Origin of the sequence: Pseudomonas proteolytica (assembly GCF_007858275.1) — a bacterium.
Taxonomy (GTDB): domain Bacteria; phylum Pseudomonadota; class Gammaproteobacteria; order Pseudomonadales; family Pseudomonadaceae; genus Aquipseudomonas; species Aquipseudomonas proteolytica.
Window position 1 is genome coordinate 34,129 of record NZ_VFEV01000033.1, and the last position, 16,003, is coordinate 50,131.

General features: G+C 61.1%; 16 protein-coding genes. 10 read left to right on the plus strand and 6 right to left on the minus strand.

Annotation, left to right across the window (positions count from 1 at the left end; translation table 11 throughout):
• Positions 1 to 48 precede the first annotated feature (48 nt).
• Complete coding sequence (gene rnk, locus FIV38_RS21490) at positions 49 to 459, plus strand: nucleoside diphosphate kinase regulator (RefSeq protein WP_092232078.1); 411 nt, start codon at positions 49 to 51, stop codon at positions 457 to 459.
• Here rnk and FIV38_RS21495 read toward each other — a convergent pair.
• The 3 genes from FIV38_RS21495 to FIV38_RS21505 all read right to left on the minus strand — a co-directional run bounded on the left by FIV38_RS21495 (position 456) and on the right by FIV38_RS21505 (position 4,153).
• Complete coding sequence (locus FIV38_RS21495; protein WP_092232072.1) at positions 456 to 3,296, minus strand: class I adenylate cyclase; 2,841 nt, start codon at positions 3,294 to 3,296, stop codon at positions 456 to 458. The genes rnk and FIV38_RS21495 overlap by 4 nt on opposite strands.
• 168 nt (positions 3,297 to 3,464) lie before the next feature.
• Positions 3,465 to 3,719 (minus strand): TIGR02647 family protein, encoded by a 255-nt coding sequence (locus FIV38_RS21500; protein WP_092232069.1) that lies wholly within the window; start codon positions 3,717 to 3,719, stop codon positions 3,465 to 3,467.
• 149 nt (positions 3,720 to 3,868) lie between these two features.
• A complete protein-coding gene (locus FIV38_RS21505) occupies positions 3,869 to 4,153 on the minus strand; it encodes a hypothetical protein (RefSeq protein WP_029289632.1) in 285 nt (94 codons plus the stop codon).
• A gap of 125 nt (positions 4,154 to 4,278) precedes the next feature.
• Here FIV38_RS21505 and FIV38_RS21510 point away from each other — a divergent pair, with 125 nt between their 5' ends.
• Positions 4,279 to 4,938: a glutathione S-transferase family protein gene (locus FIV38_RS21510; RefSeq protein ID WP_092232066.1), complete on the plus strand. Its 660-nt coding sequence runs from the start codon at positions 4,279 to 4,281 to the stop codon at positions 4,936 to 4,938.
• A 185-nt stretch (positions 4,939 to 5,123) separates the two neighbouring features.
• Here FIV38_RS21510 and argH read toward each other — a convergent pair whose 3' ends face one another.
• Positions 5,124 to 6,518 (minus strand): argininosuccinate lyase, encoded by a 1,395-nt coding sequence (gene argH, locus FIV38_RS21515; RefSeq protein ID WP_092232063.1) that lies wholly within the window; start codon positions 6,516 to 6,518, stop codon positions 5,124 to 5,126.
• A 551-nt stretch (positions 6,519 to 7,069) separates the two neighbouring features.
• On the opposite strand from argH, the gene FIV38_RS21520 reads away from it, so the two are divergent.
• The 7 genes from FIV38_RS21520 (at position 7,070) to rsd (ending at position 13,460) form a co-directional block, all read left to right on the plus strand.
• Entirely contained in the window at positions 7,070 to 7,816 is a 747-nt protein-coding gene (locus FIV38_RS21520) for a LytR/AlgR family response regulator transcription factor (protein ID WP_029289624.1), read from the plus strand.
• Positions 7,817 to 7,954: 138 nt separating this feature from the next.
• Positions 7,955 to 8,896: a hydroxymethylbilane synthase gene (gene hemC, locus FIV38_RS21525; protein ID WP_029289622.1), complete on the plus strand. Its 942-nt coding sequence runs from the start codon at positions 7,955 to 7,957 to the stop codon at positions 8,894 to 8,896.
• Positions 8,893 to 9,660: a uroporphyrinogen-III synthase gene (locus FIV38_RS21530; protein WP_092232059.1), complete on the plus strand. Its 768-nt coding sequence runs from the start codon at positions 8,893 to 8,895 to the stop codon at positions 9,658 to 9,660. Before hemC ends, FIV38_RS21530 begins: the two co-directional genes overlap by 4 nt.
• Before the next feature lie 19 nt (positions 9,661 to 9,679).
• On the plus strand, positions 9,680 to 10,792 hold the full coding sequence (locus FIV38_RS21535) for a uroporphyrinogen-III C-methyltransferase (RefSeq protein ID WP_092232055.1): 1,113 nt from the start codon (positions 9,680 to 9,682) through the stop codon (positions 10,790 to 10,792).
• Between the two features lie 5 nt (positions 10,793 to 10,797).
• Positions 10,798 to 12,039, plus strand: coding sequence for a heme biosynthesis protein HemY (locus tag FIV38_RS21540; RefSeq protein ID WP_092232052.1), 1,242 nt, complete (start codon positions 10,798 to 10,800; stop codon positions 12,037 to 12,039).
• 235 nt (positions 12,040 to 12,274) lie between these two features.
• Positions 12,275 to 12,796 (plus strand): disulfide bond formation protein B, encoded by a 522-nt coding sequence (locus FIV38_RS21545; protein WP_029289614.1) that lies wholly within the window; start codon positions 12,275 to 12,277, stop codon positions 12,794 to 12,796.
• 205 nt (positions 12,797 to 13,001) lie between these two features.
• Positions 13,002 to 13,460 (plus strand): sigma D regulator, encoded by a 459-nt coding sequence (gene rsd, locus FIV38_RS21550; protein ID WP_092232049.1) that lies wholly within the window; start codon positions 13,002 to 13,004, stop codon positions 13,458 to 13,460.
• Positions 13,461 to 13,514: 54 nt separating this feature from the next.
• On the opposite strand, the gene FIV38_RS21555 is transcribed toward rsd, so the two are convergent.
• Entirely contained in the window at positions 13,515 to 14,180 is a 666-nt protein-coding gene (locus FIV38_RS21555) for an FKBP-type peptidyl-prolyl cis-trans isomerase (protein WP_092232046.1), read from the minus strand.
• Between the two features lie 192 nt (positions 14,181 to 14,372).
• Here FIV38_RS21555 and FIV38_RS21560 point away from each other — a divergent pair, with 192 nt between their 5' ends.
• Entirely contained in the window at positions 14,373 to 15,539 is a 1,167-nt protein-coding gene (locus tag FIV38_RS21560; protein WP_092232044.1) for an AlgP family protein, read from the plus strand.
• Here FIV38_RS21560 and FIV38_RS21565 read toward each other — a convergent pair.
• Positions 15,536 to 16,000 carry a TIGR02444 family protein gene (locus tag FIV38_RS21565; RefSeq protein ID WP_092232040.1) on the minus strand — a complete coding sequence of 155 codons (465 nt, stop codon included), beginning with the start codon at positions 15,998 to 16,000 and terminating at the stop codon, positions 15,536 to 15,538. The genes FIV38_RS21560 and FIV38_RS21565 overlap by 4 nt on opposite strands.
• Positions 16,001 to 16,003: the final 3 nt, after the last annotated feature.

Consider the following 16,003-nt stretch of genomic DNA (forward strand, 5'->3'; position numbering starts at 1 on the left):
GGCGGGGTTTTGCTTTTTCGTGCAGAAAAAAAGGAGTCTGCCGCAATCATGACTGCACCTTCCATCATCCTCACCCGTCTCGATGTGCAACGTCTTGAGCAACTGATCGAACGTCTGGGCGAAGAATCTCCTGGGGTCGAGCGTTTGCAAGCCGAACTCGATCGTGCCGACGAAGTGGTGGGTCACGATAAAGTGCCTGCGGGCGTCGTGACCATGAACTCCAGCGTGCATTGCCGTGAGCAAAGCAGCGGCAAGGACTATCACCTGACCCTGGTCTACCCCAAGGAGGCGAATGCCGACGAAGGCAAAATCTCGATCCTGGCCCCGGTGGGCAGTGCGTTGCTGGGCCTGCAAGTTGGCCAGCATATCGATTGGCCGGCCCCGGGCGGCAAGACCCTCAAGCTTGAGTTGCTGAGTGTCGAAGGCCAGCCTAAAGACGGCGGCGCCTTCACGCTCTAAATCTGGTTCAAGGCCTGGTTGAGCGCCTGTTCCAACTCGGCCTTGTAGCGCAGGTACAGATTGCTCGGGCTTTGGACGTCACCGAGCAGGCCAGACAGGTCCAGGTCGGTGATGTAGCAACGATAGCGCTCGGTTTCCCGACGCTGCCCGACGATCTCCTGGGCGACCACTGCAAACAGTTGGTCGCCAAATTCCAGTTCGGAAAACTCCCGCTGATTGCAATACAGGGTAATCCCCACCTGGCCTGGCGAACCCTTGCCGATAATCGCCTGCACGTCATAGAACGGTTTGTTGGCCGGAGTCTGTGGCGCAGGCCGTGGCTCTACCCGACGGGCGCGGCCGCCTGCCGATGGCAACAGTTGGTAATACAGCACCTGCAAGGCCCCTGATGGCTGCTGCGGGTCCAGCGGTGACAGCGCGTCGCGGCGATAGATGATCGATTGCAGGAAGCGCTGCAACGGCGCCAACAAGCTCTGTTCATCATGAAACGGCAGGCGCTGTTGCCAAAGGGCATTGAACTCGTCGAGTACGTACAGCTCGGCAAAGCCCTCGTTGATGCGGTAGAACACCTGCACACATTCTGGCAGGCCCATGGGCAACAACGCTGCCAGGTCGTGGTCTTCCAGGGCCATGGCATCCAGGTGCAGCGGGCTGTAGCTGGCCAATTCTTCGCTGAGATAGTCCACCAGCGCCTGCTGGCTGGGCAGCGACACATGATTGGCTTGCCCCGGCGCCAGCTCCATGACGTGATAGTGCTGTTGTACCTGGATCAGGTAGCGGTGGTTGAGCTGGCTCAGTTGCAGGTTCTGCGCGGTATCGAAAATCTCTTCTACACGTTGCGCGATGAATTGCGCACGGTTGTGGCAAAAACACCGGACCCGCAGCCGTGGCAGTTGGTTGCGCGGCAGTTGGTTGAGGTAGTCGCGCAGGCAGTCGAGCAGGGCATGGGGGCCGTCGTAGCGGCTGACCATCACCTCGTTCCAACTGTTGAGCGTCACCTGGTCCAGGGTCAGCACCAGGTTTTCCCGCACGCCGGCATAACTCAAGGAGTCGGTGCGCTCGGTGGTCATCAGGATATTCAGGTCGCGATGGTGCTTGAGCGGGTCGACCCCAACGTTGATCAGCAATAGCACTTCATCGGGTATCGCCGTGCGCAGCAAATGCTCCTCATCCACCGTGGCCAACGGCAGGGCGATGGTCTGCTGCAAGCTGCCCAGCAGGTTGAACAGCTCGAATTCGCTCAAGTCACTGCTGCCCGGATGCAGGGCCAGGCGGGTGCTGCTGTCGATCACGCCGTTGCGATGGCACCAGGTGAGCATCTCCAGCAGGTCACGGCTGCGTTTGATCGGTGCAAAATGCTCCCATTCCAGGGCGGTCAGGCTGCCGTTGTACAAACCCCAGTGAAACTGACCTGGCTCCTTGCGGTTGGGCGAATGCACCAGGGTCAGCGTGTCTTCGGCCAGGTCCGGGGCAATCCCGGGGTTGATGAATTCGACTTTGCCGGCCTTGCGTTCAAATGCCGCGTAGAGGCGCCGACCCAGTACATTGAGGTCACGCTTGTTGATCAGGCTCACGGTCTGTTCGGTGCGTGCGAATTGGGTCAGGAAGCGATAGCTGTAATTGAGTTCATTGACCAGGGCCCGGCGCTCGGATGCGACCTGGCGCACTTTCCACTGGCTGCGGCTATCAAGCAGGGCCAGTTGCCGCTGGTCCCAGCCCCATTCATTGGCCAGGCGTTCCAGCAGTGCGCGCTGCCAACCGATGGTGCGCTGGCCGGTGGTGAGCTTGCGGCTGACCTTCAGGTACAGGCTGCGCCGCACCAGTTCCAGGCGTTCGGGCTCGTTGCGCCCGCGCAGATATTCTTCGATGCGACGGTAGACCACGACATAGGGGTCCAGCTCATCCAGATCCAGCTGGTTGGCGAACACCGCGCGTTTGAAGCGCAGGCTCAGGCACTGCACCTTGGGGTGTTCGCTGGCATACACCTCGGTGAGCAACAGCTTGAGTACGGACTTGTACGGGGACTCGATACCCTTGAATAACTGCCACAGGCCGGCGCCGATAAATTCTCCCGGCGGGATATGGGCCAAGTGCCCGAGGTCGAGGGTTTCGTCGGCGCGGATAAAGCGTTTGGAAATCAGCGTGTGGGTAAATTCGGCGTACCGCGCTTCTTCGTAGACCGGCACCAGCCACCAGATCGGCGTGCGCCCGGCCAGCCAGATGGCGGTGCGGTAGAACTCGTCGAGCAACAGATAGTGCTGGCTGGTGCCACAGTCATCCGAACTGAGCTGGGTATCGCGGCCACCTTGTGCAAAGCGGTTCGGCTCGACCAGGAAAAAATGCGCTTCGGCGCCCATGCTCACTGCCCAGGCCTCCAGCAGTTGGCATTTTTTGCGCAACTCACCCAGCTCGGCCTCGTTCAGGTCGTCGGCGTGGCATACCCAGACGTCCATATCGCTTTGGTCGGCCTGGGCCAGCGTGCCGAGGCTACCCATCAGGAACAGGCCGTGGATCGGGGTAGGCGGGTTGCCGTGGCGTGGTTTGTAGGAAAACGAGCGGGTCAGGCGCTGGGCTTCGGCCAGGACCTGGGCCTCGGGTTCAAAATTCGCCAGCCCGGCCGGGGTGCTGCCCGAGACATAGCCCGGCAGCAGCGGGTGATTGACGTGGAAAAACAGCGGCAGCAGCGCCAACACGCTTTGCTGGCGTGGCGTCAGGCCTTCGACGGCCCGGGCCATGCGGCCGGCATTGAGGGTCAGGAAGCGCGAGCGCAGTTGGGCCAGTACCTTGCGGTCAATGCCTTCATCCAAGTCAGGGCGGATTTCATGGGTACTGGTCATGTCGAACTCAGCGGCTCGCAGGGCCCGGCGTGGGCAGCCGTGTAGGAGTTTACAGACAGAATCGTAGGAGGTTTAAGGGGAATTTGTTTTTGGCGTCAGAATTTTATCGCGCGCACAGGAATGCCCGCGGAATCCGTGAACAGAGGATCCCGAGGGCGATACGGAGTGTCAGGCAGCTTCTTTGGTGGTCGCGGTGGTCAGAATCGTCAGCAACGTTTGCGCTTGCTCTGCAGCATCCCGGCCCAGGCTGGTCAGGTAGCCGCCATCTGGCTGGTCGATCAGCCCTTTGGTGTGCAGGCGTTTGGCAGCAGCAATGGCAGTGGGAGCAGCAGTCTGATGGACTTTCAGACCTTCATGGGTGCTATCCAGGGGGAAAAGTACAAGGATTTCCAGTTCGGCAACCAACTCAGGGGTATACGACATAAGGACTCCAGACGTTCTAGGAATTGTCAGACGCTAGCAGAGCCTAAGGTGAACGCACTTGAGCGAACTGTCCAGTGCGATATGGGCGCAGGGGAGGCAAGCCGCACTCCTGTAGGAGCCGGCTTGCCGGCGATGGCGGTTCCAGGGACCTACTGTTTTTCCGGCGGCAGCTCAGGCAGTGCGCGCAGCGCCGTTTCATACCAATCGGTATCGAACGGGCGGTCTGTTTCCAGCATCGCGTCGATTTCCACGGCCAGCACGTGGGCCATCAGGTTGAGGATGTCTTCACGCTCGTAACCCACCAGGGTCAGCTTGTTGAACGTAGCCTTGGCCGCCGGCGGGTTGTCGCTTTCGATCTGGTTTTCGATCGCCTGGGTCAAGGTGGACTCGGCGAACTCTTCTTCGTCGTTATCGATATCGGTTGGCTCGCTCATGGCTGCCTCCTGTCAGGAAAGGGCGCCAGTCTACCCCCATTCAGCCAGGTGATGCTGCTGGTCAGGCCGCGCGTCACGATCTATAACCTACCCAGCCAACCCCTGCACGGCCTGGAGGCTTTGTGATGCTCAAGCTCTACGGATTTTCGGTCAGTAACTACTACAACATGGTCAAACTGGCGCTCCTGGAAAAGGGCCTGCCCTTTGAAGAAGTGCCGTTTTATGCCGGGCAAACCGCTGAAGCCCTGGCGGTGAGCCCGCGCGGCAAGGTGCCGGTGCTGAAGGTCGAGAAAGGCTTCATCAACGAAACCAGCGTGATTCTCGAATACCTCGAACAGACACAGTCGGGCCCGGCCCTGCTGCCGGGCGATGCATTCCAGCGCGCCCAGGTGTTGGCGTTGTGCCGGGAAATCGAGCTGTACATCGAACTGCCAGCCCGCGCGTGTTATGCCGAGGCGTTTTTTGGCATGGCGGTGCCAGAGGCGATCAAGGACAAGTCCAGGGCCGAGTTGCTGTTGGGGATTGCGGCGTTGGGGCGACACGGCAAGTTTGCGCCGTATGTCGCGGGGGAGAGTTTTACGCTGGCCGACTTGTACTTCCTGTACAGCGTGGACTTGGCGTGTGCCGTCGGTGGGAAGCTGTTTGGCCTGGATTTGCTGGCTGAGCTTCCGAAGGCCAAGGCCTTGCTGAAGAGGCTGCAAGACATGCCCAACGCCCAGCGAGTGGCGGCGGACAAGGAGGCGGCGATGCCAGCCTTCATGGCGATGATCGCGGCGAAGAAGTAGTAAATGGGGGGGCGGGCTTGTGTGGGAGCTGGGCTTGCCCGCGATGCAGGCACCTCGGTGTGTCAGTGACACTAAGGTGATGCTATCGCAGGCAAGCCAGCTCCCACACAAGCGTGCTTCCACAGTTGACCGAGTTGAATTGAAGGCCCCGGTCAAAGGTGGCAGCTAGCTTGCCTGCGATACTTTCAGCGGCTGGCGAGCAGCGCCTGGCCGCGTGCGACTGCCGCCTTGACCTGGGCCGGTGCGGTGCCGCCGATGTGGTTACGGGCATTGACCGAACCTTCCAGGGTCAGCACTGCAAACACATCCTGTTCGATCTGGTCACTGAACTGGCGCAGTTCTTCCAGGCTCATTTCCGCCAGGTCCTTGCCGGTATCCACGCCGTATTTCACCGCATGCCCGACGATTTCATGGCAGTCACGGAACGGCAGACCACGGCGCACCAGGTAGTCCGCAAGGTCAGTGGCGGTGGAGAAACCGCGCAGGGCCGCTTCACGCATGATCGCGTGCTTGGGCTTGATCGCCGGGATCATGTCGGCAAATGCGCGCAGCGAGTCGCGCAGGGTGTCGGCGGCGTCGAACAACGGTTCCTTGTCTTCCTGGTTGTCCTTGTTGTAGGCCAGGGGCTGGCCTTTCATCAGGGTCAGCAGGCCCATCAGCGCACCGAATACACGGCCACTTTTACCGCGCACCAGTTCCGGCACGTCGGGGTTTTTCTTTTGCGGCATGATCGAACTGCCGGTGCAGAAGCGATCCGGCAGGTCGATGAACTGGAACTGCGCGCTGGTCCACAACACCAGTTCTTCGGAGAAGCGCGACAGGTGCATCATCGCAATACTGGCCGCTGCACAGAATTCGATGGCGAAGTCACGATCCGACACGCCGTCCAGGGAGTTGCCGCCCACGGCGTCAAAGCCCAGCAGTCGCGCAGTGTATTCGCGGTCGATCGGGTAGGTGGTGCCGGCCAGCGCAGCGCTGCCCAGGGGCATGCGGTTGGCGCGCTTGCGGCAATCGACCAGGCGCTCGTAGTCGCGGCTGAGCATTTCGAACCAGGCCAGCAGATGGTGGCCGAAGGTCACGGGCTGCGCGGTCTGCAGGTGGGTGAAGCCGGGCATGATGGTGTCTGATTCACGCTCGGCCTGCTCCAGCAGGCCTTTTTGCAGGCGGGTGATTTCGCCCAGGATCAGGTCGATTTCATCACGCAGCCACAGGCGGATATCGGTAGCGACCTGGTCGTTGCGGCTACGCCCGGTGTGCAGCTTCTTGCCGGTCACGCCGATGCGGTCGGTCAGGCGCGCCTCGATATTCATGTGCACATCTTCAAGGTCCACGCGCCAGTCGAAGGTGCCGGCCTCGATTTCGCCACGGATGGTGGTCAGGCCATCGATGATGCTGTCGCGCTCGGCATCGGTCAGCACGCCGACCTTGGCCAGCATGGTGGCGTGGGCGATCGAGCCCATGATGTCGTGGCGATAGAGGCGCTGGTCGAAATTGACGGAGGCGGTGAAGCGCGCGACGAAGGCGTCGACGGGCTCACTGAAGCGGCCGCCCCAGGACTGATTGGTCTTGTCGGTGCTCATGGATTCGCTCGTGATCTGCTTAAAAGAGGCATGAAAGTGTGCCGCCGATAATAACAGGGTTGCCCGTGGAGGCGTTGATACGCCGCGTCGGCATTTTTATTTGTTTGATGGATGGCAAAGTGCCTTGCCGTTGGCCGCGTCCGGGATGAGACTGGAGGCGGGAGTGAAAGCGGGGGTTTCACCCGACCGGATCCTGAGGTAAACAAAGGATGTTTATTGAAACGATATTTGACGATTGAGCAATGTCGTCTTCGTGAGCGTCTACAGTTGCACTGACAGGGGTGCAGTGCACCAATGCCAGGCAATGAGGTCGAACTCCAGGCTAACCTTAAAGTAGAGGGGGTGTTCATATTGAGTATCAGCAAACCCTATGACGATGCCCTGCGGTATCGGGTTTTGGGCGGTATTGAACAGGTCCGGTTAAATATTGGTGTCGCTCTCGGGGCACTTTTTGCCGCTCACGCTAGTCTTAGCGTGGATCGCCGTGACGGAAGTCACCGCACCTGTCTACGCTATCCTTGTGCGAGACTCACGCAGGAATCCAGCGCAATATGAATGTCCTGATCGTTGATGACGAACCCCAAGCCCGCGAGCGACTGAGCCGTATGGTCAGTGAGCTCGAGGGATACACTGCCCTTGAACCGAGCGCGTCCAGTGGCGACGAGGCATTGGCCTTGATCGAAAGCCTCAAGCCGGACGTGGTGCTCCTTGATATCCGTATGCCTGGCCTTGATGGGTTGCAGGTCGCCGCCCGCTTGAGCGAGCGCGAGTCGCCGCCGGCGCTGGTGTTATGCGCAACCGACGAGGAGTTCTCCTCCGAGACCCTGGAGGCAAGCGGCGTCAGCTTCCTGGCCAAGCCGGTATCGGCCGAAGCGCTGCTCAAGGCGTTGAAGAAGGCCGAGCGGCCCAATCGCGTGCAGCTTGCTGCCCTGACCCAGCCTGCGGCGCAAAGTGGCAATGGCCCCCGCAGCCATATCAGCGCGAGGACCCGCAAGGGGATCGAGCTGATTCCCGTGGACCAGGTGATTTATTTCATTGCCGATCACAAGTACGTGACCTTGCGCCACGAGCACGGTGAAGTGCTGCTCGATGAGCCACTCAAGGCCCTGGAAGACGAATTTGGCGAGCGCTTCGTGCGTATCCACCGCAACGCGCTGGTGGCCCGCGAGCGTATCGAACGCCTGCAACGCACGCCCCTGGGGCATTTTCAGTTGTTCCTCAAAGGGCTCAACGGCGACGCGTTGATCGTCAGCCGGCGCCATGTCGCAGGCGTACGCAAGATGATGCAGCAGCTTTAGCCCGAGGGCTGTAGCGACCTGCATGCCCCGAATCCCGGTGCGCAGCGGCCAGGGAGGCCCCGCACTTGCTGATTCAAATCAAGGCGCTTGTGCCTGAGCTGTTATTATCTGCCGTATCTATTCAGTACGGATTGATCCATGTCCTCTCGCGAAATCCGCATCGCCACCCGTAAAAGCGCCCTGGCCTTGTGGCAGGCCGAATACGTCAAAGCCCGCCTTGAGCAAGCCCATCCGGGGCTCACGGTGTCCCTGGTGCCCATGGTCAGTCGTGGCGACAAGCTGCTCGACTCGCCGCTGTCGAAAATCGGTGGCAAGGGCTTGTTCGTCAAGGAGCTGGAAACCGCTCTGCTGGAGAATGAAGCCGACATCGCCGTGCACTCGATGAAAGACGTGCCGATGGACTTTCCCCAAGGTCTGGGCCTGTATTGCATCTGCGAGCGTGAAGACCCGCGCGATGCCTTCGTGTCCAATACCTACGCCTCCCTTGATGAACTGCCGCAGGGCAGCATCGTCGGCACCTCCAGCCTGCGTCGCCAGGCCCAGTTGCTGACCCGTCGCCCGGACTTGCAGATCCGCTTCCTGCGGGGCAACGTCAATACCCGCCTGGCCAAGCTGGATGCCGGCGAGTACGACGCGATTATCCTGGCGGCCGCTGGCCTGATTCGCCTGGGCTTTGAAGAGCGCATCACCTCTGCCATCAGCGTCGAAGACAGCCTGCCGGCTGGAGGCCAGGGTGCCGTCGGTATCGAATGCCGCACCGCAGACCTGGAAATCCAGGCGCTGCTCAAACCTCTCGATCACCAGCCAACCGAAGTGCGGGTCACCGCCGAGCGCGCCCTGAACAAGCACCTCAACGGTGGCTGCCAGGTGCCGATTGCCTGCTACGCGGTCCTTGAGGGTGACAACCTCTGGCTGCGCGGCCTGGTGGGTGATCCCGACGGCGGTTTGCTGCTCACGGCTGAAACCCGCGGGCCACAAACCGAGGCTGCGAGCCTGGGCGTGCAGGTTGCCGAAGAACTCCTGGCAAAAGGCGCCGGCGCCATTCTGCAAAAAGTCTATGGCGAGGCCGGTCCGCAGTGACCGGTTGGCGTGTGCTGCTGACGCGGCCTGCCGAAGAATCGGCAGCCCTGGCGGCCTCGTTGTCCGAAGCCGGTATCTTCAGCAGCAGCCTGGCGTTGCTGGAAACCCAACCATTGCCCATCACCGCCGAGCACCAGGCGGTTTTTCAGCGCCTGGACCGCTATTGCGCGGTGATCGTGGTGAGCAAGCCGGCCGCGCGCCGGGCGCTGCAGTTGCTCGATCAGTTCGCCCCAGCGGTGCCGACCCTGCCGTGGTTCAGCGTCGGCGCGGCAACGGCCCGGGTTCTGGCTGACCATGGCCTGGATGTGAGCTACCCCGAGGTTGGGGACGACAGCGAGGCCTTGCTTGAATTGCCCAGGTTGCGCGAGGCTGTCGCTGTTGACGGTGCGCGCGTATTGATCCTGCGTGGGCAAGGGGGGCGAGAGTTGCTGGCTGAGCGTTTACGCGGCCAAGGTGCTAGTGTCGATTATCTGGAGTTGTATCGTCGGTTTTTGCCGACCTACGACCCGGATGTGCTCACCCAGCGCATTGATGTGGAACGCTTGAACGGCCTGGTGGTCAGCAGTGGGCAGGGTTTTTTGCATCTGCATGGCCTCGCCGGTGCCGATTGGCCACGCGTGGCACAGTTGCCGTTGTTCGTGCCCAGCCCACGAGTTGCCGAAATGGCCCGGGCTGCGGGCGCGAAAAAAGTTGTGGATTGCCGCGGTGCCAGTGCCGCGGCTTTGCTAGTGGCGTTACGGAGCCAGCCCGTTCCCACTCTCTAATAACGCAAAGGATGGACACGTGAGCGAAACAGCCTTGCCTAAAGATGAAGCTCAGCCCGCGCTTGATGCGCCTGTTGAGACCCCGGTCACTACGCCTCGCCGTGGCAACGGCCTGGCGGTCTTTGCTTTGCTGCTTGGCGCCGCGGGTGTTGCGGCAGGCGGTTGGGGGCTCTGGCAGGTCCGGGCCTTGCAAACGAGCAGCCAGCAACAGTTGGTGCAGGTGCGCACCCTGGATGAACAATCCCAGGGCATCCAGCAGGCGCAGCAGCAATTGGCCGCACGCCTGGCGCAATTGCCGGGTGCTGATGAACTGGAAGAACGCCGGCGCCTGGTGGCGCAACTGCAGGGCGACCAACAGCGCCTGAACCAGCGTCTGGAAACCGTCCTGGGGGCCAGCCGCAAGGACTGGCGCCTGGCCGAGGCCGAGCATCTGCTGCGCCTGGCCAGCCTGCGCTTGTCAGCGTTGCAGGACATCAACAGTGCCCAGGCGCTGGTGCAGGGCGCCGATGAGATCCTGCGTGAGCAGAGCGATCCGGGTTCCTACGCCGCCCGCGAGCAGTTGGCCAAGAGCCTGGCGGCCTTGCGCAGCGTTGAGCAGCCCGACCGCACCGGGTTGTACCTGCAACTGGCGGCGCTGCGTGACCAGGTGGTGCAACTGGCCGCCGTGTCCCCGGAATATCAGTTGCAAGAGAGCCCCCAGGGCCGTCCGAGCACCGACACTGACAGTCGCTGGAGCCAATGGTGGGAGCAGATCTCGCGCTACTTCCGTATCGATTTCAACCCCGATGACAACATCCGCCCATTGCTGGCAGGCCAAGGCCTGAACCAGGTGCGCCTGGCCCTGAGCCTGGCGCTGGAGCAGGCGCAATGGGCCGCACTCAATGGCGAACCGGCGGTGTACGCTCGGGCGCTGGGCGAGGCGCGCAGCGTATTGCAGGGCAACTTCAACCAAGACAACCCGCAAAGCCAGGCCATGCTGGCGCGTATTGCCGAGCTTGAGTCCAAGGCCGTGTCGGTGGTGACCCCGGACCTCGCCGCGAGTTTGTCTGCGGTGCAGGCTTACCTTGAACGCCGCCATCTGTCTGCCGACGAAGCCAAGGCTTCCGCCGGTAAGCCGGCGACCCAGGAGTAAAGCCGATGAAGCGTTTCTATGTGGTCCTGGTGCTGGCCATTGCCCTCGCTCTGGCGCTGGCGGTGGGCATCTCGAAACACACCGGTTATGTGCTGATCAGCTATCCCCATGTGCTGCATTATGAGTCCGGCCTGTGGTCGACCCTGGTGGCAGTGTTTGTCGTCGGCCTGGCGATCTATCTGCTGCGGGTGCTGCTGGGCCTGGTGACGACTTCGGGTGGCGTGGTCAATCCCTGGTCGCGGCGCAATCGCAGCCGGCGGGTGCAGGTGGCTATCGAGCAGGGGCAGATGGACCTGGCGGAAGGCCGCTGGGCCAGTGCCGAGCGGCACCTGCACCGTGCGGCGGAAGCCGAACGCCAGCCATTGCTGTACTACCTCGGAGCGGCCCGGGCGGCCAACGAGCAGGGGCGCTATGAAGAGTCCGACAGCCTGTTGGAGCGTGCCCTGGAGCGTCAGCCCCAGGCCGAGCTGGCGATTGCCTTGAGCCACGCACAGTTGCAGATGGACCGTGGCGACACGGACGCAGCCCTCGTGACGCTGCAGGCCATGCATGAGCGCCATCCGCACAACGCCCAGGTATTGCGCCAGCTGCAGCGCCTGCACCAGCAGCGTGGTGACTGGTCCTCGGTGATCCGGCTCTTGCCGGAGCTGCGCAAGGATAAAGTGCTGCCAGCCACCGAGCTGGCGGATCTGGAGCGCCGGGCCTGGGGTGAAAACCTGAGCCTGGCCGTCCAGCGTGAAGAGCATGGTGAGGCCGGCCTGCAGTCCCTTGAGCGGGCCTGGCAGCAATTGACCTCGGCCCAGCGCCAGGAGCCCCAACTGGTACTGGCCTATGCCGAACAGTTGCGCCAACTGGGCGCCGATGCCAAGGCCGAAGAGGCTTTGCGTGTTGCGCTCAAGCGCGGCTACGACAGTCACCTGATCCGGTTGTATGGCCTGCTGCGCGGTGGCGATCCGGCACGGCAGTTGAAGTTCGCCGAAGGCTGGCTCAAGGACCATCTGGGCGATGCCAGTTTGTTGCTGACGCTGGGTCGGCTCTGCCTGCAAAACAGTTTGTGGGGCAAGGCACGGGACTATCTGGAAAGCAGCCTGCAGGTTCAACGCAACCCCGAGGCCTGTGCCGAGTTGGCGCGATTGCTCGCGCAGCTGGGTGATACCGAGCGCAGTAATCAACTGTTCCAGGAGGGCCTGGGGCTGTTGGACAGCCGCCTGCTGGCTTCACCGCTACCGGTGCCTGCACGGGTCTGACGTAGGATGTTTTGAAGGGCTGGCTCAGAAGTATCTGGCAACCAGTCCTTCAAAATCCCTCGGTTTTGCGGATTCAGGGGCTTGAGGTGGTTTCCCACAGGGCACCACGTAAAGTTACCTGCCCTCTGACGGGATATCCCTGCGATCTCGCGGAAGTGTCTGCTCCAGCGCGTATTGAAAGGGGTAAGGTCTTTCCTCTACCGTAACGACCTATCTCTTGCGTTACGGATAAACAATGTCTTTGGCCCCTTCACGCTCCTTGTTCTTCCTGGCGTTCATGGCCGGTGTGCTGACGTTGGGCGCGTCGTTTTACCTGGAATACGGGGCTCTTTTGCGGCCTTGTTTCCTATGCCTGATCCAGCGCAGCCTGCTGGCGGTGTTCACCCTGATCAACTTCATAGCGGCGATCCACGGCCCCAGGCGCGTGGGCATCTACCTGTACTGGGCGGCGAGCATGGGCTGTGCGTTGCTCGGCGCAGTGACAGCGGTGCGCCAGGTGCTATTGCAGAACATCCCGCCTGACCAGGTTCCCAACTGCTGGCCAAGCCTGGAATACATGATCGAAAACCTGTCGCTGGGGCAAGCCCTGCAGTTGGCGTTCAAGGGCACTGTCGACTGTGTGGAAATCAACTGGACGTTGTTTGACCTGAGCATCCCGGAGTGGAGCCTGCTGTTCTTCGTGGCCATGCTCCTACTGGGGGTGACGCAGTTTTCCCGACTGTTACCCGGTCAGAATCTACGGTTTGTGAAGCACTGACTGGCTGGGTTGGTTCGTAGGATGGGATTAAACACTTGTATGAACTTTCTGGTCTGCGTACCTTGAAGCCATAGTCGTGGGGGCATAATCTGGCCCGCACGCGTTATTGAAACAGTTTGTTCGATGCGGCGTTGTCCGCTTGCCGCTTTATCCTCGACGCATCGCGCGGGTGAAAGCGGCACCGCCCATAAGGGAAGAGATCATCATGTTGGAAAGTTGTCAGAATGCTCAGGAACGCTGGGGTGGTGTGCATAAGCTGATCGACAGCTGGTTGAAGGCACGTCACGAATTGGTTCGGGCCTTTGATGCTCTGGGTGAGAAGCCTGAAGCGCTGGCTGAGAACCGCAAGCCTCTGCAGGAGTTCTGTGGTGTCTTGGTGGACTACGTCTCGGCGGGGCACTTCGGGGTCTATGAGCAACTGACCAAGGAGGCCGAGGCCTTCGATGACCAGCGTGGCCTGGATTTGGCCGAGACTATTTACCCGCGCATTGATGTCATCACCGAAAAGCTCCTGGCGTTTAACGACCTTTGCGACGAGGGCAAGTGCGTTGCCGCGAAATTCAAAGAGCTGGGTGCCCTGCTCCATGAGCGTTTCGAACTGGAAGACTGCTTGATCGAAGTGCTGCACAACGCCCACAAGGAAGAGCCTGCAACCCAGGCCTGAGCCTCAGCGGCAAGACAAAAAACGGTGCGCATGGCGCACCGTTTTTCGTTGGGCTCAGGCACCGGTTGCGAGCAGCTCAATCTCGAAAACCAGCGGTGTGTAAGGTGCGATCAACTGGCCCGCACCGTCTGCGCCATAGGCCTGTGCAGAAGGAATCACCAGGCGCCATTTTGCGCCTACCGGCATCTGTCGCAGCGCGCTTTGCCAGCCGCTGATCACGCTGTCCAGGCGAAACCATTGGGGCTGCGTGCTCTGGTCGAAAACCGTCCCATCCGGCAATCGCCCCACGTACTTCACCTGCACCCGATCATTGGCGCCTGGCTTTTTCCCGCTTCCAGGGGCCAACTCCGTGAACAAGATACCGTCTGCCAATTCGCGCGCACCGCTCCTGGCTTTTTCCGTGCTCAGAAATTGTTGTTCGGCGGCGAGAGCCTTTTCGCTTTGCGGCACTTGTGCCTCGCTGCTGGCTTGCGCTTCGTGTTGGGCGAGGATCTGAGCGATGCGTGCGTCATCCAGGGCCAGGGGCTTGCCTTGATAGGCTTGCTTGAGGCCGTCGAGCAAGGCCTGGATCTGCAGGTCGGGGACTTCCTGGCGCAGGCGTTCGCCAAGGCTGGCGCCCAGGCTGTAGGCCAGGTCGTGGCTGTCTTTGGACGCTGCTGGCTCACTCGCGTTGGCCACTGAAAACGACAAACCCAGGATGAAAAAAAGGTAACGCGACATGGGTATTCTCCAGCCGAAAGTGCGGTGGATTATGCCAGTGTGGAGGGGTAAAGAATGGAGTGGTTTTTCGTTATATCGATAAGAATTTTTGTGCGGTGCAACGCAACGCATTCGATACTGTCAACATGCCCTAGCGGCGGTAAGAGCAGAGGGCTAGTATGAGCCGCACCCACGTCAGCCAGGAGGTAAACCATGTCGGCCAAACAGAAGCCTGTTAATACCCCGTTGCACTTGCTCCAACAACTCTCGGGCAGCCTGCTCGAACATTTGGAAAGTGCTTGCTCCCAAGCCTTGGCTGATGCAGAGAAATTGCTCGCCAAGCTGGAAAAGCAACGCGGTAAGGCTCAAGAAAAACTGCATAAATCCCGCACCAAACTGCAAGACGCCGCGACTGCCGGCAAAGCCAAGGCGCAAACCAAAGCCAAGGGCGCTGTCAAAGAACTTGAGGACTTGCTCGATGCCCTGAAGGATCGTCAATCCGAAACCCGCACCTACATCCTTCAACTCAAGCGTGATGCCCAAGAGAGCCTGAAACTGGCCCAGGGCGTTGGTCGTGTGAAAGAAGCAGTGGCTAAAGTGTTGAGCACTCGTACACCGGCCAAGGCAGTTGCTGCCAAGGCTTCGGCTAAAGTTGCGGCCAAGCCTGCTGCTAAAAAAGCGCCTGCAAAATCGGTCGCCAAGCCAGTGGCCAAAACCGCTGCTGCAAAACCAGCCGCCAAGCCAGCTGCTAAAACTGCTGCTGCGAAACCAGCCGCCAAGCCAGCTGCTAAAACCGCTGCTGCAAAACCAGCCGCCAAGCCAGCCGCTAAAACTGCTGCTGCAAAACCAGCCGCCAAGCCAGCTGCTAAAACCGCTGCTGCAAAACCAGCCGCCAAGCCAGCCGCTAAAACTGCTGCTGCGAAACCAGCCGCCAAGCCAGCCGCTAAAACTGCTGCTGCGAAACCAGCCGCCAAGCCAGCCGCTAAAACTGCTGCTGCGAAACCAGCCGCCAAGCCAGCTGCCAAACCTGCTGCTGCAAAACCAGCCGCTAAGCCAGTTGCTAAAACCGCTGCTGCAAAACCAGCCGCCAAGCCAGCTGCTAAACCTGCTGCTGCAAAACCAGCCGCCAAGCCAACTGCCAAACCCGCTGCTGCGAAACCAGCCGCCAAGCCAGCAGCTAAACCTGCTGCTGCAAAACCAGCCGCCAAGCCAGCTGCCAAACCTGCTGCTGCAAAACCAGCCGCTAAGCCAGCCGCCAAACCTGCTGCTGCAAAGCCCGCGACCCCCGCTTCACCGGCAGCTCCAGCTGCTACCCCGGCACCGGCCAGCAGCACGCCTGCTCCGGTAGTGCCAGGTACCACCCCAACCAGCGCTTCCTAAGTGCCGGTGGCCGCGACGCGCAGCTGATGCAGCGCGTCGTGGTCGAAGTGGGCGGCTTCGGTCGCCAGTGCTTCAAGCCATGCCTGATCTGTGGCGTGCTCCCCCGCTGGCCAACGCTGTGCCAGTGCCTCCAGACGCAATAGCAACTGCCGTTCGGCCTCCAGTTCCAGGGCTTTGACCTGCTCGCGCAACGACCCCAGCTCCACATCCTGCTGTGCCATGCAACGCCATTGTTTGCGCACCCTGCGCAAGGGCTGCACGACATCTGCCTGCCAGGGCTCGGCGATTGTTCGCAGCGCCTGTACGCGTCCGGGCTCCAGCGCGACCCCGCGCTGTTCCAGCCACAACCCACACAACAACAGACACACATCGGCCCCTTGCTCCTGCAAGCGCAGGCAGGCATCTTCAGCACCCGCACGGGCGTAGGTCGAGAGGGCAAAGCTCCACAGGTCAGCGCACATGTT

Coding starts and splice junctions, on each gene's coding strand:
- FIV38_RS21540 (WP_092232052.1), top strand. CDS start 10,798: ATGAAGCGTTTCTATGTGGTCCTGGTGCTGGCCATTGCCCTCGCTCTG.
- FIV38_RS21505 (WP_029289632.1), bottom strand. CDS start 4,153: ATGAGCGAGCCAACCGATATCGATAACGACGAAGAAGAGTTCGCCGAG.
- argH (WP_092232063.1), bottom strand. CDS start 6,518: ATGAGCACCGACAAGACCAATCAGTCCTGGGGCGGCCGCTTCAGTGAG.
- hemC (WP_029289622.1), top strand. CDS start 7,955: ATGTCCTCTCGCGAAATCCGCATCGCCACCCGTAAAAGCGCCCTGGCC.
- FIV38_RS21545 (WP_029289614.1), top strand. CDS start 12,275: ATGTCTTTGGCCCCTTCACGCTCCTTGTTCTTCCTGGCGTTCATGGCC.
- rnk (WP_092232078.1), top strand. CDS start 49: ATGACTGCACCTTCCATCATCCTCACCCGTCTCGATGTGCAACGTCTT.
- FIV38_RS21495 (WP_092232072.1), bottom strand. CDS start 3,296: ATGACCAGTACCCATGAAATCCGCCCTGACTTGGATGAAGGCATTGAC.
- FIV38_RS21555 (WP_092232046.1), bottom strand. CDS start 14,180: ATGTCGCGTTACCTTTTTTTCATCCTGGGTTTGTCGTTTTCAGTGGCC.
- FIV38_RS21560 (WP_092232044.1), top strand. CDS start 14,373: ATGTCGGCCAAACAGAAGCCTGTTAATACCCCGTTGCACTTGCTCCAA.
- FIV38_RS21565 (WP_092232040.1), bottom strand. CDS start 16,000: ATGTGCGCTGACCTGTGGAGCTTTGCCCTCTCGACCTACGCCCGTGCG.
- FIV38_RS21520 (WP_029289624.1), top strand. CDS start 7,070: ATGAATGTCCTGATCGTTGATGACGAACCCCAAGCCCGCGAGCGACTG.
- rsd (WP_092232049.1), top strand. CDS start 13,002: ATGTTGGAAAGTTGTCAGAATGCTCAGGAACGCTGGGGTGGTGTGCAT.
- FIV38_RS21510 (WP_092232066.1), top strand. CDS start 4,279: ATGCTCAAGCTCTACGGATTTTCGGTCAGTAACTACTACAACATGGTC.
- FIV38_RS21500 (WP_092232069.1), bottom strand. CDS start 3,719: ATGTCGTATACCCCTGAGTTGGTTGCCGAACTGGAAATCCTTGTACTT.